The sequence below is a fragment of the Clostridium prolinivorans genome, assembly GCF_004011155.1.
GTDB classification, from domain to species: Bacteria; Bacillota; Clostridia; order Clostridiales; family Clostridiaceae; genus Clostridium_AT; species Clostridium_AT prolinivorans.
The window spans coordinates 1-26,378 of sequence record NZ_RJWG01000005.1 but is presented as its reverse complement, the minus strand read 5'-3'; the positions used below and the strand labels follow the sequence as shown (position 1 = coordinate 26,378).

The window sequence follows — 26,378 nt, the reverse complement described above, 5'->3', positions numbered from 1 at the left end:
AAGAGATGTACTTATAAAACTATTAAAAAGTAGTTTTATAAGTACATCTTATTTAGATTTTATTTAGAGGTAACTTCAAGCCAAGCGTCATTATATAGCTCTCTTGCATCTTTAAGATCTATAAAAACTTCTGATTTATTTAGTATCTCTTTTGGAGGATAAATAGATTTATCATTTCTAATCTTCTCATCAAGAAGACTTAATGTTGCTTTATTTGGAGTAGCATACCCTATATATTCAACATTTTTTTTATTTACATTTTCATCAAGAAGATAATCTAAAAATTTTAAAGTTTCCTCTACATGTTTTGCATTTTTAGGGATTGCCCAAACATCAAACCAAAGATTTGTCCCTTCTTTTGGTATCACATATTCAAATCTATCAGGTTTTTCCTGTTTTAATACAGCAGCGTCTCCAGAGTATATAACAGCTATACTTTTTTCACCGCTTCTTAAAGAATCTTTAACTTGATCTCCTATATAAACAGGGTTTACTTCGTTACGCTGCTTAATAAGTTCTTCAGTAGCTTTTTTTATTTCCTCAGGATTTGTAGAATTTAAAGAGTAACCTAGTCTTTTTAAGGATATTCCTATAGAATTTCTCATATCATCAGACATAAAAATATCATCTTTATATTTTGGATTCCAAAGAGTATTCCAACTATCTATGGAATCTGATATTTTAGTTTTATCATAAATTATACCTATGGTTCCCCACATATAAGGAATAGAATATTCATTTTGAGGATCATAAGATAAATTTTTATAGCTATCATCTATATTTTTATAATTTGAAAGTTTACTGTAATCTATTTTTTGAACAAGACCTTCATTTATCATTCTTTCAAGCATATAATCAGAAGGACATATAAGATCATAATTCGTTGTTCCAGCTTTTATTTTTTCGTACATTTCTTCATTGGTTGCATAAGTTTCGTAATTAACTTTTATACCTGTTTTGGCTGTAAAATCTTTTAAAATCTCTTCGTCTATATATTCGCCCCAATTAAATACATTAATAGTTGGGGATGCATTTTTTTTAGTATTGCAGCCTTGAAATAATGATGTAGAAAGTATAAAAGCAGCAGCTAAAGATATTAATTTTATTTTTTTATTCATTTACATTTCTCCTTTCAGATTTTATTAAGTCTTTTCCATTTGCAAGAAATAGTAATATAAATATTGCTACAAACATTAAAGTGGATAATGCATTTATTTCAGGACTAATTCCTCTTCTTGCCATTGAATAAATTTCAATTGATAGATTTGTAATACCAGAACCTGTATTAAAAAAGCTTATCACAAAATCATCAATAGACATTGTGAAAGATATTAAAAAACCTGCAAATATTCCAGGAGCTATTTGTGGAAGTATTACTCTTTTTAAAGTATAAAAAGGTGTTGCTCCTAAATCCTGAGCTGCTTTTACTAAATCTTTAGGCATCTGTTTTAGTTTTGGAAGAACAGAAACTATAACATAAGGAGTAGAAAAAACTATATGAGATATAATAAGAGTTTTAAATCCAAAAGTTACTTTAAAAAATATAAATAGTGTCATTAAAGAAATAGCGGTTACTATATCTGGATTTAGTACAGGCAGATAATTTACATTAAGTATAAGCTTTTTTCCCCATCCGCTCATTTTATCAATTCCTATAGCACTTATAGTTCCAAGAATTGTAGAAAATATAGAAGATATAAGGGCTACTATAACTGTATATGATAAAGCTTTTAAAATTCTGACATTATTAAAAAGAGATACATACCATTTAAGAGAAAATCCTTCCCAACTTGAAGAATTTTTTGCGGAATTAAAAGAAAAAATTATTAAAAAAATTATAGGAGCATATAAAAATATATAAGCTGCGGATAAATATATACGTTTAATCCATTTGCCTACCAAAATAATCCACCGCCTTCTTTTTCATCTTTGTCTTCATATTTTGAAAGAATAGCCATAGATATTAGTATTATTATCATCATAAGTATAGATATAGCGGATCCAAAATACCAATCTCCAATTGTTGTAAACTGAAGTTCAATTAAATTACCTATAAGCATAAATTGACCGCCGCCTAGTAGTTTTGATATTACAAAGGTTGAAACTGCAGGCATAAAAACCATAGTTATACCAGACATAACTCCAGGTATACTTAAAGGAAAAATAATTCTTTTAAAAATTATATATTTATTAGCACCTAAATCAGAGGCAGCCTTTATAATATTTTCATCAATCTTAATAAGTACAGTATATATAGGTATAATCATAAAAGGAAGAAAATTATAAACCATACCTAATATAACGGCGGAATCCGTATACAATATATTTATAGCAGGAATACCTATTGCTTTTAAAATAGTATTTATAATACCATTTTTACCTATTATAGACATCCAAGCATAAGTTCTTAAAAGAAAATTCATCCACATAGGAATAATTAAAAGAAGTACAAGTATATTTCTTGTTTTTAAATTTGATTTAGAAAGAAAATACGCAATAGGGTAACCAAATATAAGGCATAATATTGTAGATATAAAAGCTAATTTTAGTGAGTTAAAAAATACTTTCATGTATCTTGGATCAAAAAGCTTTTTGTAATTTTCTAATGTAAAATTCCCGCTTTTGTTTGTAAAGCTGAAATATACTACAAGAAAAATTGGAACAACAATAAAAATAAGGCTCCATACAATATAAGGGTATTGATATATAGAACGTTTTTTTGTCATTATGCAATACTTACCTTTTTCATAATATGAATATCATCAGGGTATATATCCATACCTATTTTTTCAAACATCTTAACATTTTTAGTGCTATGTATGAGCCATTTTTTATTTGTTGTTTCAACTTCAATTTCATAATGAACTCCTTTAAAAATAACAGAAGTAACTGTTCCATTAAGCATACCTTTTCCATATTCTACAATTTTAATATCTTCAGGTCTTATAATAACATCTATATTTTCATCTTTTAAAAAGCCTTTATCTACACATTTAAATTCTTTTCCTTCAAAGCTTACTTTAAAATCTTCGTGAATTACTCCATCTAAAATGTTGCTTTCACCTATAAATTTAGCAACAAATTTATTTTTAGGTTCATTATATATATCTTCTGGAGTTCCTATTTGCTGAATTTTGCCTTCATTCATAACTACAATAGTATCAGACATTGTTAAAGCTTCTTCTTGATCATGAGTAACAAATACGAAAGTTATACCTAAAGTTTTTTGAATTCTTTTTAGTTCAATCTGCATTTCTTTTCTAAGCTTTAAATCTAAAGCTCCAAGAGGTTCATCTAAAAGCAAAACTTTTGGTTCATTAACTAAAGCTCTGGCTATAGCTACTCTTTGCTGCTGACCACCACTTAAAGAATTTATAGATCTTTTTTCATAGCCTTCAAGATCTACCAGTTTAAGCATTTTAGAAACTTTCTCTTTTATATTCTTTTCAGGAAGTTTTTTTATTCTAAGCCCAAAGGCTATATTTTCAAATACATTCATATGAGGGAAAAGTGCATATTTTTGAAATACAGTATTTATCTGCCTTTTATGAGGAGGTACGTTATTTATAACTGTATTTTCAAATATAATACTCCCTTCATTTACATCTTCAAAACCAGCTATGATATTTAATGTTGTAGTTTTTCCACAGCCGCTTGGACCAAGTAAAGTTATAAATTCATTTCTTTTTATATATAAGTTTAGATTCTTGATTACAGTATTATCTCCATATTTCTTTGTTATGTTTTTTAAGTCTATAATTATATCATTATTTACATTTTGCAAATTTCAACACCTCTTTTATAAACTTTAAAAAGATGGAGGAGAACTTATCCATATAATTTTAGCTAAACTTGTGCCATTATTTGAAATATAATGATTAAAGTTAGGTTTAAAATAAAAACTTTCTCCTTTTTTAACTTTATATTTTTTCTTACCTAAATGCAGTGTTATTGATCCTGATAATACGTAACCAAATTCTTCGCCTTCATGGGGTTCTTCTTCAACATATCTTCCATGAGGTTCTAATATTAACATAATTGGTTCCATAGAATTTTTTTGAGCGTTAGATACGAGCCACATTAAAGTATATTTTAATTTTTCATCAGATTTTTCAAACATATCATCTTTTGTAAAAACAACTTTTTCTTCGGGGTCTTCTCTAAAAAATTCATTTAAATTTGTACCAAGTGCATCTAATATATCAGTTAAAGTTGCTATAGAAGGAGAGGTTAAGTCTCTTTCTAATTGAGATATAAAACCTTTAGATAATTCACACCTGTTTGCTAATTCTTCTTGAGTAAGTTGTTTTTCAATTCTTAATCTTTTGATTTTTTCTCCGATTTGCATACTTCACCTTCTAAAATTATATTAAATTTAAAATTTAATAGTACTAAATTATAATTTGTATAAACACAAAGTTTAAGAATACTAAACTTACAATATACAATTATACAAAAAAATAATAATAAATCAATATAAAATAGAAAAATACTTAAAAAATTTGTATTATTTTTAGATAATATGTATTATATAAAGTAAGAGTAGCTTATAAACTTATAAATAAAACATTTGCTCTATATTTTTAATTATTTTATAATATATAATGACTATTCCGCAAAAAGTATTTTTATTAAAAATTAGCCACTATATATAGGTATAATAGTAAAAATTAAACTCTATAAATTATATAATGGAAGTTAATTTACAGCTTATTGTGGTTTAATATATAATATATAAAATATTAATTTACATGGGAGTGATAAAAATATTTACAGATGTAATTTGGGATTTTGATGGTACTTTGTTTGATACATATCCTTCTATGGTCAGTGCTTTTAAAAGAGCATTAAAAGATTATGGAATAGATGAAAAAGAAGAAAATATACTTCAATATATGAAAATTTCTCAATCTGAAGCTAGGAAACATTATATGAGTATATATGGATTAGATGAAAAATTTGTTGAAAAGTTTAATGCATATGAAAAAAGCACTTCACCTGAAAGTGTAAAGCCTTTTCCATATGCAAAAGAAATTTGTGAGTATATAAAAAATAGAGGAAAAAGAAATTTTATTTTAACACATAGAGGGAATAGCACTTTAAAATATTTAAAAGCTTACGGTATGGAAAATTATTTTGAAGAGATAATTACAAAGCACAGTGGTTTTAAAAGGAAACCAGATCCAGAGGGGTATATATATTTATTAAAAAAATATAATATAGATAAATCAAATGCTCTTATTGTAGGAGATAGAGATTTTGAAATTTTAGCAGGTAAGGCAGCTAATATAAAAGTATGTCTTTACAATACTAATAATATAGATTATAAAGAAAAACCAGAATATATTATAAATTCATTGAATGAATTAAAAAATATTGTATTTTAATAAGTATAATTTATTAGAGTTACTTTTATAAGAATTACAAAAAGCCCGAAAAACTTATATGTTTGAAAGTTTTTCGGGCTATATATTATATTTTATAAAAGATTTTTCTTTATACCTCTTTTTAGAGTATTTTCATAATCTATAAATGAATAAACATCTTCCTCAAATAGAGTACTAAATTTATTTAATTCTTCAAGAGACAAATCTTCTATTGAAGTATCATTTTCTTCACAATATAGTACTATAGAACCTATTATGGCATGAGCATCTCTAAATGGCATACCTTTATTAACCAAATAATCTGCTGCTTCAGTAGCATTTAAAAAGCCTTTTTTTACAGCTTTTTTCATATTCTCTTCCTTAACTTTTAATGTAGATAGCATTCCAGACATAACTTTAATACAGCTTTTTACAGTATCTAATGCATCAAAGAACTGCTCTTTATCTTCCTGCATATCTTTATTGTAAGCTAGAGGAATTCCTTTCATTATTGTAAGAAGAGACATAAGCGAGCCGTAAACTCTTCCTGTTTTACCTCTTATAAGCTCAGCTGCATCGGGATTTTTCTTTTGAGGCATAATACTGCTGCCTGTTGCAAATTTATCATCAATGCTTATAAAATCAAATTCCTTAGTACTCCATAAAATAAGTTCTTCGCTTAGTCTGCTAAGATGCATCATTAAAATTGAAAAATCAGAGCAAAGTTCTATTAAATAATCTCTGTCACTTACGCCGTCTAAATAATTATCTACAGGTTTTTTAAAACCTAACTCTTTAGCTGTAAATTCTCTATCTGTATTGTAAGTTGTACCAGCTAAAGCACAACAGCCTAATGGACTTTCATCTAAAATATCAATAGAATTTAAAATTCTTTTTTTATCCCTTAAAAACATATTATAATAGGCTAAAAGATGGTGCTTAAATGTAACTACTTGTGCTCTTTGAAGATGTGTATAACCAGGCATAATAACAGCATTTTTTTCAGCAATATTTAAAATTACATTTTGAAGTTCTTCTAAAAGATTTACTACTTCATAAGATGCAGATTTTGCATAAAGCCTCATATCTAAAGCAACTTGATCATTTCTGCTTCTTGCAGTATGAAGTTTTTTACCAGTTTCTCCTATTTCTAAAATAAGATTAGTTTCTATAAAGCTGTGTATATCTTCATAATCTCCTTCTAATTTAAGAGTTCCGTTTTCTATTTTATTTAAAATACTTTCAAGCCCTTTAAGAATAAGATCACCTTCAGAAGCTGTTAATATATTACATTTTACAAGCATCTTTACATGAGCTTTACTTCCTATAATATCTTCTTTATATAATCTTTTATCAAAACTTAATGAACTATTAAAATCTTCCATTAATTTGCTTTCACTTGCCTTAAACCTTCCACCCCATAGCTTCATATACTTAAAAACCACCTTTACTTTTTATTTATGATTATATTAAGTTAATTATTTAAATAAAATATTATATTTATACAAATAAAAATTAATTGTTATGCAAATATTTAATAATAAAATTTTTAGATAAAACTAAATTATATAAGGATTATATAGAAAAAATATATATTGCATGTTAAAAATAATTATACATAAATATTTATAAATATGCAATAATTATTTTGCAGTAAATTTTTAAAATTCATTGCTTTAACATTTTTATCTGCTACATTTAATTTTACAATTAATCTCAAAATTTATTTTTTTATATTAAATTTTACTATAATTAATAAATTTAACTATATAAATATTTAAAGGTATAAAAATAATATTAATAACATTAATGGAATATTTTCCAAAATTCTAAGAAAAACTAAGATATACATAAGATTAAGTAAAAAAATTTAAATTAAACGAATTAATTGATAAAATTCAGGGAATTTTAATTGTTGAATTTAAGGTATAAGAGTATTAGTATTAAATTAAAGTCAAAGAAAGTCAAAGTCAGAAGGAGGATTTTCGTGGCTAGATTATCAGATATTATAGAGCAATTTATAAAGGATTTAGTTGAAAATAATGATGAAGGTGAACTTCAAATACAAAGAAATGAACTTGCAAGCTATTTTAGTTGTGCTCCTTCTCAAATAAATTATGTTTTAACCACAAGATTTACTATAGATAAAGGCTATTGCGTTGAAAGCAAAAGAGGTGGCGGCGGATGTATATTAATAAAGAAAATAGAATTTACACACAATAATGTACTATTAAAGGCTATTAATGAAAAAATAGGAAATAGTTTGACATATGATAGTGGAGTTCAAATTATAAATACTCTTTTAGATAGTAAAATTATTACAAAAAGAGAAGCTTCTATAATGAAAATAGTTATAAATGATAGAGTTTTAGGAGCTATAGAAAATAAAAATAAATTAAGAGCAGATTTATTAAGAGCAATGATAATGAACATACTATAATAATATTTAAAAAATTGAGGTGAATAATATGTTGTGTGAGAATTGCCACAAAAATGAAGCTAATGTGCATTTTACTCAAATAATTAATGGGGAAAAACAGGAGTTAAATTTATGTGAAAGTTGTGCTAATAAGATTCAAGGTATTTCTATGGAAAATGATTTTATATTTGGACCTTCTTTTTCATTTCAAAATATATTAAGCGGACTTATGGATTATATGTCTCCAGCGGTTCAAATAAATAAAGTTTCAGAGGTTTCTTGTAAAAATTGCGGAACAACTTTTAAAGATTTTAAAAAAAATGGACTTCTTGGATGCAGTGAATGTTATGAAACTTTTGCTCAAGGTTTATCTCCTGTAATTAAAAGAGTTCAAGGAAATATAGAACATACAGGGAAAATACCTAAAAAATTGGGTAAAGGTATTATAGAGAAAAGAAGAATTATAAAACTTAAAGAAGAATTACAAAAGGCTATTGCAAATGAAGAATATGAAAAAGCTGCAGAAATAAGAGATATGATTAAATCTCTTCAAAAGAATGAAGAGTAAAGGGGGAATTTTTTGTGCAAAATTGGTTAGAGCCTCAAGGTAACAATATAGTTTTAAGTAGTAGAATAAGGCTTGCAAGAAATATAAAAAATATTCCTTTTCCAGATAAGTTAGATACAGAAAATGGTAAGAAGATAGTAAAAAAAGTTGAAGAGGCTTTCTACAAATCTTCTTATGCTCAAAAAAATTATAAAAGTAAGTATTTATGGGAAAATGACGATATTGTTAATGCATCATATTTTGAAAAACATTTAATAAGTAATAAACTTTTATCTAATTATAAAAAGTCTGCTTTTATAGTAGATGATAAAGAAACTGTAAGTATTATGATAAATGAAGAGGATCATATAAGACTTCAGTGTATAACTTCTGGATTTAATTTAGAAGAAGCTTATGATACTGCTGATAAATTAGATAATCTATTAGAAGAAAGCTTAGATTTTGCTTTCGATGAAAAACTTGGGTATATAACAGCTTGCCCAACTAATATTGGAACTGGTCTTAGAGCGTCTGTTATGCTTCATTTACCAGCATTAGCTATGAATAATGCTATAGGAAGTATTTTAAATGCTGTTACTCAAGTTGGCATGACTGTTAGAGGATTATTCGGAGAAGGATCAAAAGCTGAAGGGAATTTATATCAAATATCTAATCAAATAACTTTAGGATTAAGTGAAGAAGAAATAATAGACAATTTAAAAGCTGTAGTAAGTCAAATAATTGAAAAAGAACAATTTTATAGATCTCATCTTATGAAAACTCATAAGCTTGAGTTAGAAGATAAAATATATAGATCTCTTGGAATTTTAAAATCAGCAGTATTAATAGATTCAAAAGAATGTTTAAATCTTTTATCTAGTGTAAGAATGGGAGTAGAAATGGGTATAATTAAAGATGTAGAAAGTGGAGTTTTAAATTCCCTTTTGGTAGAAGTACAGCCTGCAACTTTGCAGCTTATATCAAATATGAATCTTTCTGATAAAGAAAGAGATTATAGAAGAGCTAAGCTTATAAGACAGAGGCTTGGAGGAAATAATATAGAATAATAGATTTTAGGTGGTGATTTTTATGATGTTTTCAAGATTTACAGAAAGAGCTCAAAAAGTTATTATGTACGCTCAAGAGGAAGCACAAAATTTTAGACATGGTTATGTAGGTACAGAACATATACTTCTTGGAATTTTAAGAGAAGAAAATGGAATAGCAGGAAGACTTTTAAATGAGTCTGGTATAACAGTAGAAAAGGTTAGAAGTTTAGTAGAAGAATATGAAGGGAAAGGTGAAGCAGATTTATTTAAAAACGAAATTCCTTTAACACCAAGAACCAAAAGACTTTTAGAATTAAGCCTTTTAGAGTCTAGAAATTTAGGGCATAATTATATAAGTCCAGAGCATATGCTTTTGGCTCTTATAAGAGAATCAGAAGGTGTAGCTTTTACTATACTTAGCAGTTTAGGTGCTAACTTTGAAGCATTAAGAAAAGAACTTATAAATAGTCTTTCAGGAGGTATGGGAGAGCAAGAAGGTGAGCCTAATATTGGGGTTTCAGGTTCTTCTAATAGATCACGTGGTACATCTACTCCTACTTTGGATCAATTTGGGAGAGATTTAACTGCTATGGCTGCTGAAGGAAAGCTAGATCCTGTTATAGGAAGAGATAAAGAAACTCAAAGAGTTCTTGAAATATTAAGCAGAAGAATTAAAAATAATCCTTGCTTAATTGGTGATCCTGGTGTTGGTAAAACAGCAGTTGTAGAAGGTTTAGCACAAAGAATTGTATCAGGCAATATTCCTGAAATATTAAAAAATAAAAGAGTAGTAACATTAGATCTTTCATCTATGGTAGCAGGTTCTAAATATAGGGGAGAATTTGAAGATAGATTAAAAAAAGTAATGGAAGAAATAAGAAAAGTTCAAAATGTAATACTATTTATTGATGAAATTCACACAATTATAGGAGCTGGAGGAGCTGAAGGAGCTATTGATGCTTCCAATATATTAAAGCCGGCATTAGCTAGAGGAGAAATTCAATGCATAGGTGCTACAACTATTGATGAATATAGAAAATATATAGAAAAAGATTCAGCTTTAGAGAGAAGATTTCAACCAGTAACAGTTGGAGAGCCTACAAAAGAAGAAGCACTTCAAATATTGAGAGGTTTAAGAGATAAATATGAAGCTCATCACAGAGTTAAAATCACAGATGAAGCTATAGAGGCAGCTGTTAATTTATCAGATAGATATATTACAGATAGATATCTTCCAGATAAGGCAATAGACCTTATAGATGAAGCTGCAGCTAAAGTTAGAATTGCAAACTTAACTGCACCACCAGATTTAAAGAAACTTGAAGAAGAAATAGAAAAGACAACAAAGGAAAAAGAAGATGCTATTAGAGTTCAGGATTTTGAAAAAGCTGCACAACTTCGTGATAAAGAAAAAGAATTAAAAGATAAGCTTGAAAGTGAAAAAAATAATTGGAAAGCACAAAATGAAGGCTCTACTCACAATATAGTGGGAGAAAAAGAAATTGCATCTGTAGTTTCAAGATGGACTAATGTTCCTGTAGAAAAGCTTACTGAAAAAGAATCTGAAAGACTTTTAAAGCTTGAAGAAATACTTCATAGCAGAGTTATAGGTCAAGATGAGGCTGTAAAATCTATTGCAAGAGCAGTAAGACGTTCCAGAGTTGGTCTTAAAGATCCAAAAAGGCCAATAGGTTCATTTATATTTTTAGGACCTACTGGAGTAGGTAAGACAGAACTTTCTAAGGCACTTGCTGAAGCTATGTTTGGTGATGAAAATAGTATGATTAGAATAGATATGTCTGAATACATGGAAAAGCATACAGTATCTAGACTTATAGGTTCACCTCCAGGATATGTAGGATATGATGAAGGAGGACAGCTTACTGAAAAAGTAAGAAGAAATCCATATTCAGTAGTGCTTTTTGATGAAATTGAAAAAGCTCATCCAGAAGTATTTAATATACTTCTCCAAATTTTAGAAGATGGTAGACTTACCGATGGAAAAGGTAAAACTGTAGATTTTAAAAATACTATAATAATAATGACTTCAAATGTAGGAGCAAGTACAATTAAAAAACAAAAAAGCTTAGGATTTTCTGCACCTAATACTAAAGAGGCAGAAAATGAATATGAAAAAATGAAAGAAAATGTTATGGATGAACTTAAGCGTTCTTTCAGACCAGAGTTTTTAAATAGAATTGATGATATTATAGTATTCCATCCTCTTAATGAAGATAACTTAAAGCAAATAGTTAAACTTATGCTTAAAAATGTTTCAGATAGAATTAAAGAGCAAGGAATAGAACTTGTTTTTGATGATAGTGCAGAAACTTATCTTACTAAGGAAGGTTATGATATAACTTATGGTGCAAGACCTCTTAGAAGAGCTATAACTAAAGCTGTAGAAGATAAATTATCAGAAGAAATATTAAAAGGAAATATATCTTCAGGTCAAAAGGTTAAAGTTACAGCAGAAGATAATGAGCTCAAATTTATTAGAATTTAAATCATTTTTAATATAAATTATTTTTAATATAATAAGTAAGAAAGGACTGAAGCAAAATAAATAATTCATAAATATATTTTGCTTCAGTCCTTTCATTATAAGGGAGATGAGTGTGGTGAAAAATAAAAAACATTTATTAGGTTTATTATTAATTATAGTATTTTCATTAACAGGTTGCTTTAAAAGTAAAAGTCCTAATGTTGTTTTTGATGAATTTAGTAAATTTCTTGCTCAAAAGGATTACTCATCAATGTATAATATGTTATCTAGTGAATCTAAAAAAAATATAGATGAGAAATATTTTACTGAAAGATATAAAAATATATACGATGCAGCACATGTAAGTAAGATAATTATAAGTCCAAGCTATCCTGAAAAGTTTGAAAAAGATAAAGATAATAAAGTTAAATTTCCAGTAAAAATATCATTACAAACCCCTATAGGTAATAAAGATTTTACATATGAAGTAAGTCTTATAAACGAAAAGCAGGGGAAAAGCAAAGATTGGTATGTAGTTTGGGATGAAAGCATGATTTTACCTAATCTTACTAAAGGAGATAGTATTTCTTATGTAAAAAGTATTGGTAAGCGAGGCGAAATAAAAGATAGAAATGGGAAAGGTTTGGCAGTAAATAGAAAGGCTGTTGATATTTATATTGTTCCTGAAAAAATTCAAAGTGATAAAGAAAATATCATAAATCAGCTTTCAAGTATATTAAAAGTTACTAAAGAAGAAATTGAAAATGTTTTAAATCAGCCTTACGTTAAGTCTCATCCAGATCAAAGAGCATTTGTAATGAGGCTTTCTAGAGAAGATGATATAGATAAAGCCAAAAAGGCTATAGAACTTCCTGGAGTTTTTACTTCAACTGCCTCTGAAGATATTACTATAAGATATTATCCTGAAAAAGAAGCTGCAGCACAGCTTATAGGATATGTAGATAATATTACTGCAGAAGAACTTAAAAAATATAAAGATCAAGGTTATGATAGTAGTGATATTATAGGAAAAACAGGACTTGAATCAATTTATGAAAAAAGACTTAGGGGAGAAGCTGGTGGTGCTATTTATATAAATGATGATAAAGGTGTACAAAAGGAAGTTGTACTTGAAAAAGAAAAAAAAGATGGAGAGGATATTACTATTTCTATAGATATAAATTTGCAGAAAAATATTTATAATGAAATTAAAGGCGATAGTGGAACAGGAGTAGCAGTAAATCCTAAAACAGGAGAAGTTTTAGCATTGGTAAGCACTCCTTCCTACGATCCTAATTTAATTGTAAGTGAAATAAGTAATAGAAATTATATAGCTTTAGAAAAAAATGAAAGCAAGCCTCTTTTAAGTAAATTTAGTAATGCTACTGTTCCAGGTTCTACTTTTAAACCAATTACTGCAGCAATAGGGCTCAAAACTAACAAACTAGATCCTTCTAAAAAGATTACAATTCAAGGAGAAAAATGGCAAAAAGATTCTTCTTGGGGAAATTATTTTGTAACAAGGGTACATAGTGAATATACATCTTTAAATTTAATGGAAGCTCTTATATATTCAGATAATATATATTTTGCTAAAACAGCTTTAGATATAGGGAAAGATAATTTTATAAATGGAGCTAAAGATTTTGGAATTGGGGAAAAGATAGAATTTCCATTTCCTATGGTTTCATCGCAAATAGGAGATATAAATGATAAAGATGGAATTAAACTTGCAGATAGCGGTTATGGACAAGGTGATGTGCTTATGAATCCACTTCAGCTTGCACTTATTTATGGATCTTTTGTAAATAACGGTAATATACTAAAACCTATATTGGAGATGAAAGATAAAACAGATAATCCTAAAATTTGGAAAGAAAATGTTATATCAAAGGAAATTGCAGATATTATAAATAAAGATTTAATTCAAGTAATAGAAAATCCAAATGGGACAGGACATGATGCCAAAATATCAGGTATAACTTTAGCAGGAAAAACTGGTACTGCAGAGTTAAAACAAAATCAAGGGAAAACTGGAAAAGAAAATGGATGGTTTATTTCTTATAACACAGAAAACCCAAGCATTATGACTGTTATGATGATTGAAAATGTAGAAAATAAGGGTGGAAGTTCTTATGTAGTTCCTAAAGTAAAGAATGTTATGGAAAAATACTTAAAACACTAAAAAGCTTATAAAAAATAGCTGAAACATTAAAAAGCAGTTTAACTTAATTTAAACTGCTTTTTATATAGAAAAAATTTAAACTGGTATAGACATCTATAGGTATATAGGTTATAATATATAATAAATAGAATTTATTATATAAATAAAGAGTGGTGTTTAAGTATGAGTGTAGATAAAAATAGTCCAATTCCTGTGTACTATCAATTAAAAGAAGATATTAAACAAAAAATAAATAAAGGAGTTTGGAAAGCTGGAGAATGTATTGCCAGCGAAAGAGAGCTTTCTATAGAACACAATGTAAGCAGAATGACTGTAAGACAGGCACTTGGAGAACTTGTACAAGAAGGCGTTCTTTATAGAGAAAAAGGCAAAGGAACTTTTGTTTGTGAACCTAAGGTTAAGCAAAGAGATATAATGAGCTTTTCAGAGATGGTTGAAAAAATAGGCCTTAAACTTAAAACAGAAATTTTAACATTTGAAAAAGTGCATACTTTAGAAAATCTTAAAAATTTACTTCCATATGATGAAGTTTATAAATTAGATAGATTAAGAATTGTAGAAGGAGAGGTAATTGCTAAAGAACTTGTATATATTCCGTTACAATATCTAGAAGGTGTAGAAAGAAAAAAGCTTGAGTATTCTTTATATAACATATTAGAAGAAAAAGGAATATTTATAGATCATTCTGAAGCTTCTATACAAGCTATACTTATAGATGATAATTATAAAAAGCTATTTAGAATTGAAAAAGATGTTCCTCTTTTAAAATCTTTTAGTAAAAATATAACTAATAATGGTAAATTAATTTTTATTGAAGAATCTATTTATAGATCAGATAAATATATATTAGAAGTTAATATGCTTAGGAAAGAGGGTAAAATAAAATGAAAGTTATAGTAGCAGATAATTACAATGAAATGAGTAAAATTGCAGCTAATGAAATAGCTAAACTTTTATATGTAAAACCTAATGCAGTTCTTGGTCTTGCAACAGGGAGTACACCAGAAGGAGTTTATAAAGAATTAGTAAAATTAAATAAAGAACATAAAGTAGATTTTTCACAGGTAACTTCTTTTAATTTAGATGAATATAGAGGATTAAAAGGCGACCATCCTCAAAGCTATAGATATTTTATGGATATAAATTTATTTAATCATGTAAATATAGATAAAAATAAAACTCATATTCCAAATGGTGTAGCAGAAGATATAGAAAAAGAATGCAGAGAATATGATGAAGCTATAGAAAAAGCAGGTGGAATTGATCTTCAGCTTTTAGGTATAGGTACAAATGGGCATATTGGATTTAATGAGCCTTCAGATTATTTAAATTTAAACACTCATTTAACTGATCTTACTAAAGAAACTATAAAAGCAAATTCAAGATTTTTTGAAAATATAGAAGAAGTACCAACTCAGGCTATAACTATGGGACTCGGGAGTATAATGAAAGCTAAAAAAATAATTCTTTTAGCAAGCGGAAAAAAGAAAGCTGAAATAATAGCTAAATTAGTAGAGGATAAAATAAGTACAAAAGTTCCAGCATCTATTTTACAAGTTCATCCAGATGTACTTGTAATAGTAGATAAGGAAGCAGCCTCACTTTTAAAACACAATTCAAACAATGAAATAAAATATGTATAACAAAAGAAAATTTGTTGGATAAAACTGTAGTTAAATATTATTACAAAAATATTATTACAATGAAATAATATATATAACAAAAAATCTGCAAAATAATTAAATTTTGCAGATTTTTTTATTAAAATTTGATTAATAATTTTAATAATTATAAAAATATATTATAACTAAATTTTTAAAAGTTTAGAATTTGAAAAATTTTATTATCAATTGAAAGCATTACTTTAAAAGAGTATAATAATAGAATCTTATAAACTAAGGGTGATAGAATTATGGCTAAATCAAAAACGGTATTTATTTGCCAAAAGTGCGGTTATGAAAATCCTAAATGGATGGGGAAGTGTCCAGAATGTGGATCGTGGAATAGTATGACAGAAGAGCAAAAAAGTCCAGCTCAAGACTTTACAAGGGCAGTTACTATAAGTACTGGTAACAAGCCTCAAAGTATTATAAATATAAAATCTGGAGAATACGAAAGATTTGATACAGGTATATCAGAACTTAATAGAGTTTTAGGAGGGGGACTTGTAAAAGGCTCTTTAGTACTCATTTCCGGGGATCCAGGTATTGGGAAGTCAACATTACTTCTTCAAACTGCAAATAATATTGCAAAAAGATATGGTAAGGTGCTTTATGTATCTGGAGAAGAGTCAGAAGAACAGATAAAAATGAGAGGAGATAGACTAGAAGCTATTTCTTCAGAGCTTTATATATTATCTGAAACTAATATAGATATTATTGAGCAGCATATAGAAGATGTTCACCCTATATTTGTAATAGTAGATTCTATTCAAACTTTGTATAAAAATAACTTAACTTCTGCTCCAGGAAGTGTTTCTCAGGTTAGAGAATGTTCTAGTGATTTAATGCGTATTGGGAAAACTAGAAATATACCTTTTTTTATTGTTGCTCATGTAACTAAAGCAGGAGAATTAGCAGGACCAAGGGTTTTAGAACATATGGTAGATGCTGTGCTTACTTTTGAAGGAGAAAGAACAGAAGACTTTAGAATATTAAGAACAGTAAAAAACCGTTTTGGAACTACAAGTGAAATAGGTGTATTTGAAATGTCTAGTACTGGACTTAAAGAAATAACAGATCCATCAAGAGTATTTCTAGAAGAAAATAGCTCTACAAAAGAAGGAGCAGTTGTTATAGGTGTTATGGAAGGCACAAGGCCTATACTAGTAGAAATACAGGCACTTGTAAGCGAGACTAAAGCTGTTATACCAAGAAGAACTTCAGTAGGAATAGACAATTCTAGATTAAATTTAATTTTAGCAGTACTTGAAAAAAAACTTAAAATCCCCTTTTATAATTGCGATGTATATGTTAATGTAGTAGGTGGTTTAAATATTTATGGAACTTATGGAGATTTAGGTTTGGCTTTAGCTCTTATATCGAGTTTAAAAGGTAAAGAATTAAATTTAGAAAAAGGGTTAATTATAGGAGAAGTGGGGCTTACTGGAGAAGTAAGACCAGTTTCTTATTGTGATAGATTGGTAAATGAAGGAATTAAAATGGGCTTTAAAAATATAGTTATACCATATAGAAATAGAGAAAAAGCACAATCAAAGGATGCAGATGTTATATTGATTTCCTCTCTTAAGGAAGCCATAAAAAAGGTTTTTAAATAAATTTAATTTAAAAGTAAATTTATTTAATATAAATAGATTTGAGACTAATATAAAAAATAAAAATAAGAACTTTAGTTACTCAAATATAAATTAATTAAATAAAGTATATAAATAGGGTGATTAATTATGAGAATTGAAAAAGATAAAGAACTTTTAAATATACTTAAAATTATGGCTCCAGGTACACCTTTAAGAGAAGGACTTGAAAATGTGCTTAGGGCTAAAACAGGTGGACTTATAGTTTTAGGAGATAGTGAGCAGGTTTTAGATATAGTAGATGGAGGTTTTTATATAAACTCTGAATATACTCCAACTTATGTATATGAGCTTGCTAAAATGGATGGAGCTATAGTAATAAGCAGTGATTTTAAAAAAATATTATATGCTAATACTCAGCTTGTACCAGATTCAAGCATACCTACATTTGAAACAGGTACCAGGCATAGGACTGCAGATAGGGTTGCAAAACAAACAGGTGCTATAGTTATTGCTATATCTCAAAGAAGAAATATTATAACTATATACAAGGATAATTTTAAATATATTTTAAAAGACACAAGTGTAATACTTAGTAAAGCCAATCAAGCTATACAAACTTTAGAAAAATATGTTGTTGTACTTGATAGAGTTATAAGTAATTTAAATATGCTAGAATTTCAGGATATAGCTACACTTTTTGATGTTATAACAGTTATTCAAAGAACAGAAATGGTTATGAGAATTGTAGGAGAAATAGAAAGGTACATATGTGAGCTTGGCAACGAAGGCAGGCTTGTTTCTATGCAGCTAAATGAACTTGTAAAATCTGTTGAACAAGATGAAATATATTTAATAAGAGATTATTGTCAAAATGGGTTAGATTACAATGATATTTATAAACAGATTCAAAGTATATCACAAGAAGAACTTTTAGATTTAGATTATTTATCTAAAATACTTGGATATACAGGAGTACCTTTAGTAGATACATTTATTTCTCCAAGAGGATTTAGAATGTTAAGTAAAATACCTAGAATACCTTCAGGAGTTATAGAAAATTTAATCAAAAGATTTAAAGAGCTTAAAGGAGTTATGGAAGCTTCTTATGAGCAGCTTGATAAAGTAGAAGGAATAGGAGAAGCTAGGGCAAAAGCTATTAAAAATGGGTTAAGAAGACTTAGAGAGCAGATAATGATTGATAAGCCTATATAAGTTAGAACTTAAAGAAATTTAATAAAATTAAACTTAAAAAGCAGCACAAAAGTTAGTGCCGCTTTTATTTTATTTCAACAAATTAAATTATATTAGATTTTAAATTTTTTAGATTTCAAAAATTTCCTGTAATACTTTTATTTTAAAGAAAACTTACCTAAAGTTTCTATTCTATCATATTCTTTTAAAAGTATGTCATACATATTTAAATCAAGAAGATTACATAAAGAAGCAATATAAAATAAATGATTTCCTATTTCTTTTTCTAATACATCTCTACAGTTATCGCAAGGTACTCCTTTAATATGAGTTTCAAATTGATCTTTTAAATCTTCAATACTTATATTGTCATCTAAATCTTCAATTTTTTGCTTTTTAGCCTCTATAGACATACAGCCACAATTTGTAACAGCTTTAGCAACAGCTCTATTAATTCTGCTGTCTGATTCTTGAAGTTTAGTCATTATATCTAAAACACTTCTATGTCTTAACAAAGATTCGCTTACGCAGTTTTGAAAATCGTCGAAGATAACATCTTTCATTGGGTCTCAACTCCTTAAATAAGTTTAATATCTTCTATAAAATACTTGAAAAATAAAAATATTAAAAAAATAATTTTGATTTTTATTCTCTGCTTATAAAACAACAAAATATACAAAAAATTTGTTCTGAAAATTATTTTTCCATTATCTTAATGTAATTATAAAATTTTTCAGATAATTTTGTCAACAAACCATAGGACAAATTTTTATGTACATTTATATAATAAATCAAGAACACTTATAAAGATAGGGGGAAAAAAGATGTTAACTAATGGTGATAAAATATTTGTACCTAATTATGGCGCTGGAATAATAAAAAATATTGAATTAAAAAATATATATGATATTGTATGTGAATTTGTTTATATAGAATTAGTTATAAACGAAATAAGTTTGTCTATACCTATAAATAGAATAAAAAATTACAAAATAAGAGAAATTGTAACAAAAGAACAGTTATATAACTGCATTAATATAATTAAAGAGGAACCTAAGAAAATAGAAAAAAAATGGAGCAAAAGATATAGAAATAATAATGATAAAATATCTACTGGAATTTTAGAGAAAGAATGTGAAGTTTTAAGGGATTTATATTATCTAAAAAGTAAGGGCATTATGCCTTTAGGAGAAGAAAAAATATTAAATAAAGCTGAAGAACTAGTTGGAAGTGAAATAATGCTTGTTTTAGATATAAGCTTAAATGAAGCATTAAAAATTATAAGAAATTTAAAATAATATAATAAATTATTATTAAATAAGGCCTCTAATTATTGAAAAAAATATTTTTATAATATATATTAGATATAAACAGATTTAAATTTGAAAAATTTGCTAATAATGTAAAGGGAGGTGATTTTATTGCTTAAAAAGATTTTTAGAGGTCTTTTTACTGCAACCGGATTAATAATTGGTTTTTTTATTGGAAAATTTCTTTTAAAACCTAATTATTTCCACAGTTTAAACTATTTCAATAGTAATATTATTTTAAAAGTAATATTTTTAATTTTATGTACATTAATTTTTGGATTTATTTTATTTTTAATTTCTCCTTGGATTAACAAGTTTATATTTGCTGCAATTGATTATATGGAAAAGAGCATTCAAAAAATTCCTGTAAATGAAATTATTTTTGCTACAACAGGAGGTATTGTAGGACTTATTATTGCATCATTATTTGGAATACTACTTGCACAAATATCATTTTTTTGGACAATTATATCTGTACTTATAGCTGTGGCTTTAGCATCTATAGGAGCTGATATAGCTGTAAGGAAAAGAGAAGAACTTATAAATTTCTTTTCAAATATAAAAAAAGGAAGTGTTTCAAAGGAAAAAAAATCTAAAGGACCCCAAAAGGGAGATGCAAAAATTTTAGACACTTCTGTTATAATAGATGGAAGAATATTTGATATATGTCAAACTGGTTTTATAGAGGGGTCTCTTATTATACCTAATTTTGTACTTGAAGAATTAAGACATATTGCAGATTCTTCAGATGCTTTAAAAAGAAACAGGGGAAGAAGAGGTCTAGATATATTAAATAAAATTCAAAAAGAACTTAATATAGATGTTCAAATATATGAAAAAGATTTTCCGGATATAGCAGAAGTTGATAGTAAATTATTAAAACTTGCACAGGTTTTAAACGGAAAAGTTATAACAAATGACTATAATTTAAATAAGGTTGCAGAATTTCAAGGTGTTTCAGTTCTTAATATAAATGAATTAGCAAATGCAGTTAAGCCTGTAGTTTTACCAGGCGAAGAGATGAAAATTCAAATAATTAAAGATGGTAAAGAATCAGGACAAGGGGTAGCTTATCTTGATGATGGTACTATGATAGTAGTTGAAGGCGGAAGAAAGTATATTGGAGAAACAAAAGATGTAGTAGTAACTTCTGTACTTCAAACTGCTGCAGGAAGAATGATTTTTGCAAGACGTAAAGAAGAAATGGAAGCTTAAGTAAAGGTTAAGGTGTATTTTATGGATAAAGTTTGTGCAATTATAGTTGCTGCTGGTAAAGGTAAAAGAATGGGTACTAATATAAATAAGCAATTTTTAAAATTAAAAGATAAACCTATACTTTATTATACACTTATGGCTTTTCAAAATTGCAATCTAATAGACAGTATAATTCTTGTTACATCAGAAAAAGAAGCAGAGTATTGTAAAAATGAAATAATAAAAAAATATAACATTAATAAAGTTTCAGCTGTAGTTTACGGTGGAGAAGAAAGACAGCATTCAGTGTATAATGGATTAAAAGCTGCATCAGAGTATGATATAGTATTAATTCATGATGGAGCAAGACCTTTTGTAGATAATAAAAATATTTTAGAAGGTATAAAATATGCTGAAAAATTTGGAGCGGCTGCTTGTGGAGTTAAGGTTAAAGATACAATAAAAATTATAGATGAAAATAATTTTTCTAAAGAAACTTTAGATAGAGATAAACTTTTTGCTGTTCAGACACCTCAATGTTTTAAATATGATATTATATTTAATTGCCATAAAAAAGCAGCTGAATATAATATTAAATTTACTGATGATACAAGCATTGCTGAGTATTTTGGAAACAAAGTATATTTTTATGAAGGAAGTTATAATAATATCAAAATAACTACACCTGAAGACTTAATTATTGGAGAAAAAATATTAGAGTATAGACATACAACATGAAAACTAAATATAATTAAGTAAAATAATAATCCAAGTATATAATATATTTTGTTTATAACAAAGAAGATTATTTTATCATGAAGCTATATTAAATTTTTAAGTTTTATATCTATATAAAAAATATATAGTATTAAATATAAATTCTCGCCTTTTGGTGAGTATTTTTTTTATGATATAATTTTTAGGGGGAAGTATTATAAAATTAATTGATTTTACGATAAAGATTATTATAAACTATGACTAAAATTAACTTTAAAGTAGCAAATATATATTAATTTGTAGTATTATATATAGGATAAAAATAAAAGTATGGTAGAATATTAGTTATAAAGGAGTTGAAAAATATGAAAATATATAATACCCTTTCAAAAACAAAAGAAGAATTTGTTCCAATTGTGCCTAATGAAGTAAGTATGTATGTGTGCGGACCTACTGTGTATAATTTTTTTCATATAGGTAATGCAAGAACATTTATAGTATTCGATTCATTTAGAAGATACTTAGAATATAAAGGATATAATGTAAAATTTGTTCAAAATTTTACAGATATAGATGACAAAATGATAAATAGAGCTAATGCTGAAAATATAACAGTTAAAGAGCTTGGAGATAAATTTATAAAAGAATATTATAAAGATGCAGATGCATTAAATATAAAAAGAGCAACTGTTAATCCAAGGGCTACTGAATTTATTTCTGAAATAATTAATTTTGTAAAAGATTTAATAGATAAAGGATATGCTTATGAAGTTGACGGAGATGTATATTTTAGTACAAAGAAATTCAAAGACTATGGTAAACTTTCAGGACAGGATTTAGAACAACTTCAAGCTGGAGCGAGAATAAGCATTGATGAAAGAAAAAAAGATCCAATGGATTTTGCGGTATGGAAAAAACAAAAATTAGGAGAACCTGCTTGGGAAAGTCCTTGGGGAATGGGAAGACCAGGCTGGCATATAGAATGCTCATGCATGGCATATAAACTATTAGGAGAAACAATAGATATACATGCTGGGGGAGAAGATTTAGCCTTTCCACATCATGAAAATGAAATTGCACAAAGTGAGGCTAGAAATGGAAAACCATTTGCAAACTATTGGATGCACTCTGCTTTTATAAATGTTGATAATAAAAAAATGTCTAAATCATTAAATAATTTCTTTACTGCAAGAGAAGTTTTAGAAAAATATGATGCAGATGTTATTAGATTATTTATGCTTTCAGCACATTATAGAACTCCTCTTAATTTTAGTGAAGAACTTTTAGAAGCTTCTAAAGCTTCTTTAGAAAGATTATATAACGCTATAGCTAACCTTGAAAGTCTTTTAGAAGAAGTAAAAATAGATAAAATGAATGAAGATGAAAAAAATTATTTAGAAAAATTAAATGGCTATAGAGATAAATATATAGAAAAGATGGATGATGATTTTAATACTGCAGATGCTATTTCAGTTATATTTGATTTAGTAAGAGATATTAATACTAACGTAACATTAACTTCTTCAAAAGAACTTGTAAAATTGTCATTAGATCTTATAAGAGAACTTGGTAAACCTCTTGGTATACTCCAAAAATCTACCAAAGGAAATTTAGAAAAAGAAATAGAAGAACTTATAGCTAAAAGACAGCAGGCTAGAAAAGATAAAAATTGGGCTTTAGCAGATAAAATAAGAGATGAGCTTAAAGCTAAAGGAATTATTCTTGAAGATACTCCACAAGGAGTAAGATGGAAGAAGGTATAATATTTAATGGATTTTGATTTATTCAAGAAAAAATTTACAACAAAAGAAGCAGCGCAGCTAAATCCTTTAGTACTTGCTTTTGTAGGAGATGCTGTATATGAAGTTTTTATAAGGACATATCTTATAGATAAAAATAGAGATATGTCTGTACATAAACTTCATAAAGAAGCCATTTCTTTTGTAAAAGCTCACTCTCAAAGTGAGTTTATGAAAAAATTAGAAAATGAACTTTCAAAAGAGGAAATAATAATATTTAAAAGGGGAAGAAATTCAAAATCAGCAACTGTACCTAAAAACGCTGACGTGCAGGAGTATAGAATAGCTACAGGTTTTGAAAGTCTATTAGGTTTTTTATACTTAACAGAGCAAAATGAAAGGCTTAATTATATATTAAATACTGTTATAAAATTAAGATGTGAAGATCAAAGGAAGGGATAAAATGAAAAAAGAAAAAACTAAAGATGAATTAAAAGAAAAGTATGAAAATGTTCGGGCGGCTAAAAATGATAATTTATATAAAAAAAATATTGAAAATGCACCAGTTAGAGAAGATATTATTGAAGGTAGAAATGCAGTTATTGAAGCTTTAAGATCTGATAGAACAATAGAACAGATTATGATTGCAAAAGGCGATTCTCAAGGTTCTATAAATGTTGTAATAGCACTAGCTAAAGATAAGGGCATTGTTATAAAAGAAGTAGATAGAAAAAAATTAGATAGCATGTCTGCCTCGAAAGCACATCAAGGAGTTATAGCTTTAGTTACTCCTTATAAATATTTTGAAGTAGAAGATATACTAAAATATGCAGAAGAAAAAAAAGAAAATCCATTTATAATTATTTTAGATGAAATTGAAGATCCTCATAATTTTGGTGCAATAATAAGAAGTGCTGAAGTTTGTGGAGCTCATGGAATTATTATACCAAAAAGAAGAAATGTAGGTATAACTTCAACAGTATATAAGTCTTCTGCAGGAGCAGTAGAACATATGAAAATAGCAAAAGTTACAAATATTAATTCGGTAATAGATGAACTTAAAGGAAAAAATATTTGGATTTATGGAGCAGATATGGCAGGAGAGAGTTATTGCTTTGATGTAGATTTAAAAGGCTCAATAGCACTTGTTATAGGCAGCGAAGGTAAAGGAATTTCAAAACTTACTAAAAGTAAATGTGACATGCTTGTAAAAATACCTATGGTAGGTAAAATTAATTCATTAAATGCTTCTGTTGCTGGTGGAATAATGATGTATGAAGTTTTGAAACAAAGGATTAAAAGGGATTAAAATTGAGAAACGTTTTTGTTGATGGATATAATGTTATAAATAGTTGGCCCGAACTTAAAAAAATTAAAGAATATAGTTTAGAAGCAGCTAGAGTAAAACTTATAGATTACATTCAAAATTATGCTACCTTTAAGGGATATAAAGTTTATATTGTGTTTGATGCTCATATGGTCAGTGGAAGTCTTCAAAAAAAAGAAAAAATTACAGATAATCTCATAATTGTATATACAAAAGAAGGAGAAACTGCTGATAGTTATATTGAAAAAACTGTAAATAAAATTGGCAGAAATACAGAGGTTTGTGTAGTAACTTCTGATTCTTTAGAACAACAGGTTACATTTCAAAGAGGAGCTATAAGAATGTCATCTTTGGAATTTTACTTTGAAGTAAAAGAAGCTGAAAATAAGATTAGAAGTAAATCAGAAAAAAAGTATTCAGAGAAAAGACATTTAATAGAAGATAGAATTCAAAAAGATATTTTGGAAAAACTTGAAAAAATACGAAGAAGCAAGTAAAACCTCTTGACGAAAAAAATAGTTTAAATGTATAATTAATCTTAGGGCATGGCATACTTGGGGGGATTATATTGTATAAAAACGTTATATTTTCTACAAAAAATTTTTCTGACTTTGAAAACAAACTAGATGAGGAAATAGCAATTGAAGCAAAAAATGGTAATACTGTAGCTCAAGAATACCTCATTAATAAATATGAAAATTTTGTTAAAGCAAAAGCAAAATCTTACTTTTTAATTGGAGCTGACAAGGAAGATATATATCAAGAAGGTATGATAGGCCTTTATAAAGCTATACGAGATTTTAAAAATGATAAAATGACTTCCTTTAAAGCTTTTGCAGAACTTTGTATCACAAGACAAATTATTACAGCCATTAAAACTGCAACTAGGCAAAAGCATATTCCGCTTAACACATATATATCTTTAAATAAGCCTATATATGATGAAGAGTCGGACAGGACTTTGCTTGATATATTATCAATGGCTAAGGTAACAGATCCTGAAGAAATTGTAATAAGCCAAGAAGAATTAAAACATATAAAAGTAGAAATTGGAGAAGTTTTGTCCGATTTGGAATTGGAAGTTTTATCTTCTTATCTTGATGGAAAGTCTTATCAAGAAATTGCATGTGATTTAAATAAACATGCAAAATCTATAGATAATGCACTTCAAAGAGTAAAAAGAAAACTTGAAAAAAGTCTATATGGTAAGTAAAAAAATACCTATTGACATATAAAAATCTTTATATTAAAATTAGTAATTGGTATGTGATATACATATAATTTAATTAATGAGCGGGTGTAGCTCAATGGCAGAGCCCTAGCTTCCCAAGCTAGTTACGGGGGTTCGATTCCCCTCACCCGCTCCAAAAATTTAATTTATTAAAAAGTTTGAATTGCCCATATAGCTCAGTAGGTAGAGCGTCACCTTGGTAAGGTGGAGGTCACCGGTTCAATCCCGGTTATGGGCTCCATAAAAATATATTTTTTATGTTATTTAATTTAATAACACACCAGGGTAAGTGTATTTGAAATAAAGGAGGAAATAAAAATGTCAAAGGCAAAATTTGAAAGAAGCAAGCCACATGTAAATAT

The 26,378-nt window shown here is 27.3% G+C and carries 25 protein-coding genes and 2 tRNA genes; 20 read left to right on the top strand and 7 right to left on the bottom strand.

Features of this window, described 5'->3' with window-relative positions:
• Positions 1-59 precede the first annotated feature (59 nt).
• Genes EGD97_RS06335 through EGD97_RS06315 form a run of 5 tightly spaced genes read right to left on the bottom strand, consistent with a single transcriptional unit; the run spans position 60 to position 4,348 of the window.
• Positions 60-1,118, bottom strand: a complete 1,059-nt coding sequence (locus EGD97_RS06335; RefSeq protein ID WP_078681773.1) for an ABC transporter substrate-binding protein — start codon at positions 1,116-1,118, stop codon at positions 60-62.
• A complete protein-coding gene (locus EGD97_RS06330) occupies positions 1,111-1,902 on the bottom strand; it encodes an ABC transporter permease (RefSeq protein ID WP_127836830.1) in 792 nt (263 codons plus the stop codon). Before EGD97_RS06330 ends, EGD97_RS06335 begins: the two co-directional genes overlap by 8 nt.
• On the bottom strand, positions 1,896-2,726 hold the full coding sequence (locus EGD97_RS06325; protein WP_078681771.1) for an ABC transporter permease: 831 nt from the start codon (positions 2,724-2,726) through the stop codon (positions 1,896-1,898). The genes EGD97_RS06330 and EGD97_RS06325 overlap by 7 nt, the downstream gene beginning before the upstream one ends.
• Entirely contained in the window at positions 2,726-3,784 is a 1,059-nt protein-coding gene (gene potA / locus EGD97_RS06320; protein ID WP_127836828.1) for a spermidine/putrescine ABC transporter ATP-binding protein, read from the bottom strand. Before potA ends, EGD97_RS06325 begins: the two co-directional genes overlap by 1 nt.
• A 24-nt stretch (positions 3,785-3,808) precedes the next feature.
• Positions 3,809-4,348 (bottom strand): helix-turn-helix domain-containing protein, encoded by a 540-nt coding sequence (locus EGD97_RS06315; protein ID WP_078681769.1) that lies wholly within the window; start codon positions 4,346-4,348, stop codon positions 3,809-3,811.
• A 409-nt stretch (positions 4,349-4,757) separates the two neighbouring features.
• Here EGD97_RS06315 and EGD97_RS06310 point away from each other — a divergent pair, with 409 nt between their 5' ends.
• Positions 4,758-5,387, top strand: a complete 630-nt coding sequence (locus tag EGD97_RS06310; protein WP_228201976.1) for an HAD-IA family hydrolase — start codon at positions 4,758-4,760, stop codon at positions 5,385-5,387.
• Between the two features lie 92 nt (positions 5,388-5,479).
• Here the strand turns inward: EGD97_RS06310 and argH are convergent, their stop codons facing one another.
• Complete coding sequence (gene argH, locus EGD97_RS06305) at positions 5,480-6,796, bottom strand: argininosuccinate lyase (RefSeq protein WP_078681767.1); 1,317 nt, start codon at positions 6,794-6,796, stop codon at positions 5,480-5,482.
• Positions 6,797-7,353: 557 nt separating this feature from the next.
• Here argH and EGD97_RS06300 point away from each other — a divergent pair.
• From EGD97_RS06300 to disA, 9 genes are all read left to right on the top strand, one after another.
• Positions 7,354-7,806, top strand: a complete 453-nt coding sequence (locus EGD97_RS06300; protein ID WP_078681766.1) for a CtsR family transcriptional regulator — start codon at positions 7,354-7,356, stop codon at positions 7,804-7,806.
• 28 nt (positions 7,807-7,834) lie between these two features.
• The gene (locus tag EGD97_RS06295) at positions 7,835-8,353 is read left to right on the top strand and encodes a UvrB/UvrC motif-containing protein (RefSeq protein ID WP_078681765.1); all 519 of its coding nucleotides are present in this window, start codon (positions 7,835-7,837) and stop codon (positions 8,351-8,353) included.
• Positions 8,354-8,367: 14 nt separating this feature from the next.
• Complete coding sequence (locus EGD97_RS06290; protein ID WP_078681764.1) at positions 8,368-9,399, top strand: protein arginine kinase; 1,032 nt, start codon at positions 8,368-8,370, stop codon at positions 9,397-9,399.
• Positions 9,400-9,421: 22 nt separating this feature from the next.
• Positions 9,422-11,887, top strand: coding sequence for an ATP-dependent Clp protease ATP-binding subunit (locus EGD97_RS06285; RefSeq protein ID WP_078681763.1), 2,466 nt, complete (start codon positions 9,422-9,424; stop codon positions 11,885-11,887).
• Between the two features lie 115 nt (positions 11,888-12,002).
• Entirely contained in the window at positions 12,003-14,051 is a 2,049-nt protein-coding gene (locus EGD97_RS06280) for a penicillin-binding transpeptidase domain-containing protein (RefSeq protein WP_164850167.1), read from the top strand.
• A gap of 162 nt (positions 14,052-14,213) precedes the next feature.
• Positions 14,214-14,939 carry a GntR family transcriptional regulator gene (locus EGD97_RS06275; protein ID WP_078681761.1) on the top strand — a complete coding sequence of 242 codons (726 nt, stop codon included), beginning with the start codon at positions 14,214-14,216 and terminating at the stop codon, positions 14,937-14,939.
• Positions 14,936-15,694 carry a glucosamine-6-phosphate deaminase gene (gene nagB / locus EGD97_RS06270; RefSeq protein ID WP_078681760.1) on the top strand — a complete coding sequence of 253 codons (759 nt, stop codon included), beginning with the start codon at positions 14,936-14,938 and terminating at the stop codon, positions 15,692-15,694. The genes EGD97_RS06275 and nagB overlap by 4 nt, the downstream gene beginning before the upstream one ends.
• Before the next feature lie 269 nt (positions 15,695-15,963).
• Positions 15,964-17,328 (top strand): DNA repair protein RadA, encoded by a 1,365-nt coding sequence (gene radA / locus EGD97_RS06265; RefSeq protein WP_127836826.1) that lies wholly within the window; start codon positions 15,964-15,966, stop codon positions 17,326-17,328.
• Between the two features lie 126 nt (positions 17,329-17,454).
• The gene (gene disA / locus EGD97_RS06260) at positions 17,455-18,519 is read left to right on the top strand and encodes a DNA integrity scanning diadenylate cyclase DisA (RefSeq protein ID WP_078681758.1); all 1,065 of its coding nucleotides are present in this window, start codon (positions 17,455-17,457) and stop codon (positions 18,517-18,519) included.
• Between the two features lie 137 nt (positions 18,520-18,656).
• Here the strand turns inward: disA and EGD97_RS06255 are convergent, their stop codons facing one another.
• Entirely contained in the window at positions 18,657-19,061 is a 405-nt protein-coding gene (locus EGD97_RS06255) for a nucleoside triphosphate pyrophosphohydrolase family protein (RefSeq protein WP_127836825.1), read from the bottom strand.
• A gap of 261 nt (positions 19,062-19,322) precedes the next feature.
• Between EGD97_RS06255 and EGD97_RS06250 the strand changes: the two genes are divergently transcribed.
• From EGD97_RS06250 to EGD97_RS06205, 10 genes are all read left to right on the top strand, one after another.
• Complete coding sequence (locus tag EGD97_RS06250) at positions 19,323-19,796, top strand: CarD family transcriptional regulator (protein WP_127836824.1); 474 nt, start codon at positions 19,323-19,325, stop codon at positions 19,794-19,796.
• Between the two features lie 123 nt (positions 19,797-19,919).
• Complete coding sequence (locus EGD97_RS06245) at positions 19,920-21,023, top strand: PIN/TRAM domain-containing protein (RefSeq protein ID WP_078681755.1); 1,104 nt, start codon at positions 19,920-19,922, stop codon at positions 21,021-21,023.
• A gap of 21 nt (positions 21,024-21,044) precedes the next feature.
• Positions 21,045-21,740 (top strand): 2-C-methyl-D-erythritol 4-phosphate cytidylyltransferase, encoded by a 696-nt coding sequence (gene ispD / locus EGD97_RS06240; RefSeq protein WP_078681754.1) that lies wholly within the window; start codon positions 21,045-21,047, stop codon positions 21,738-21,740.
• A 344-nt stretch (positions 21,741-22,084) separates the two neighbouring features.
• Positions 22,085-23,482: a cysteine--tRNA ligase gene (gene cysS / locus EGD97_RS06235; RefSeq protein ID WP_127836823.1), complete on the top strand. Its 1,398-nt coding sequence runs from the start codon at positions 22,085-22,087 to the stop codon at positions 23,480-23,482.
• Positions 23,483-23,488: 6 nt separating this feature from the next.
• Positions 23,489-23,920, top strand: a complete 432-nt coding sequence (locus tag EGD97_RS06230; protein WP_078681752.1) for a Mini-ribonuclease 3 — start codon at positions 23,489-23,491, stop codon at positions 23,918-23,920.
• Position 23,921: 1 nt separating this feature from the next.
• Positions 23,922-24,767 carry a 23S rRNA (guanosine(2251)-2'-O)-methyltransferase RlmB gene (rlmB, locus tag EGD97_RS06225; RefSeq protein WP_127836822.1) on the top strand — a complete coding sequence of 282 codons (846 nt, stop codon included), beginning with the start codon at positions 23,922-23,924 and terminating at the stop codon, positions 24,765-24,767.
• 2 nt (positions 24,768-24,769) lie between these two features.
• The gene (locus EGD97_RS06220) at positions 24,770-25,282 is read left to right on the top strand and encodes an NYN domain-containing protein (RefSeq protein ID WP_127836821.1); all 513 of its coding nucleotides are present in this window, start codon (positions 24,770-24,772) and stop codon (positions 25,280-25,282) included.
• Positions 25,283-25,353: 71 nt separating this feature from the next.
• Positions 25,354-25,998, top strand: a complete 645-nt coding sequence (gene sigH / locus EGD97_RS06215; RefSeq protein WP_078681749.1) for an RNA polymerase sporulation sigma factor SigH — start codon at positions 25,354-25,356, stop codon at positions 25,996-25,998.
• A gap of 80 nt (positions 25,999-26,078) precedes the next feature.
• Positions 26,079-26,152, top strand: a tRNA-Gly gene (locus EGD97_RS06210).
• Positions 26,153-26,181: 29 nt separating this feature from the next.
• Positions 26,182-26,257, top strand: a tRNA-Thr gene (locus tag EGD97_RS06205).
• Positions 26,258-26,378: the final 121 nt, after the last annotated feature.

Bases quoted from the DNA above. Each gene is read 5' to 3' on its own strand.
- EGD97_RS06295 (WP_078681765.1), top strand. From the start codon at position 7,835: ATGTTGTGTGAGAATTGCCACAAAAATGAAGCTAATGTGCATTTTACT.
- EGD97_RS06335 (WP_078681773.1), bottom strand. From the start codon at position 1,118: ATGAATAAAAAAATAAAATTAATATCTTTAGCTGCTGCTTTTATACTT.
- argH (WP_078681767.1), bottom strand. From the start codon at position 6,796: ATGAAGCTATGGGGTGGAAGGTTTAAGGCAAGTGAAAGCAAATTAATG.
- cysS (WP_127836823.1), top strand. From the start codon at position 22,085: ATGAAAATATATAATACCCTTTCAAAAACAAAAGAAGAATTTGTTCCA.
- EGD97_RS06230 (WP_078681752.1), top strand. From the start codon at position 23,489: ATGGATTTTGATTTATTCAAGAAAAAATTTACAACAAAAGAAGCAGCG.
- rlmB (WP_127836822.1), top strand. From the start codon at position 23,922: ATGAAAAAAGAAAAAACTAAAGATGAATTAAAAGAAAAGTATGAAAAT.
- radA (WP_127836826.1), top strand. From the start codon at position 15,964: ATGGCTAAATCAAAAACGGTATTTATTTGCCAAAAGTGCGGTTATGAA.
- EGD97_RS06285 (WP_078681763.1), top strand. From the start codon at position 9,422: ATGATGTTTTCAAGATTTACAGAAAGAGCTCAAAAAGTTATTATGTAC.
- EGD97_RS06250 (WP_127836824.1), top strand. From the start codon at position 19,323: ATGTTAACTAATGGTGATAAAATATTTGTACCTAATTATGGCGCTGGA.
- disA (WP_078681758.1), top strand. From the start codon at position 17,455: ATGAGAATTGAAAAAGATAAAGAACTTTTAAATATACTTAAAATTATG.
- EGD97_RS06275 (WP_078681761.1), top strand. From the start codon at position 14,214: ATGAGTGTAGATAAAAATAGTCCAATTCCTGTGTACTATCAATTAAAA.
- EGD97_RS06325 (WP_078681771.1), bottom strand. From the start codon at position 2,726: ATGACAAAAAAACGTTCTATATATCAATACCCTTATATTGTATGGAGC.
- EGD97_RS06315 (WP_078681769.1), bottom strand. From the start codon at position 4,348: ATGCAAATCGGAGAAAAAATCAAAAGATTAAGAATTGAAAAACAACTT.
- ispD (WP_078681754.1), top strand. From the start codon at position 21,045: ATGGATAAAGTTTGTGCAATTATAGTTGCTGCTGGTAAAGGTAAAAGA.
- nagB (WP_078681760.1), top strand. From the start codon at position 14,936: ATGAAAGTTATAGTAGCAGATAATTACAATGAAATGAGTAAAATTGCA.
- EGD97_RS06255 (WP_127836825.1), bottom strand. From the start codon at position 19,061: ATGAAAGATGTTATCTTCGACGATTTTCAAAACTGCGTAAGCGAATCT.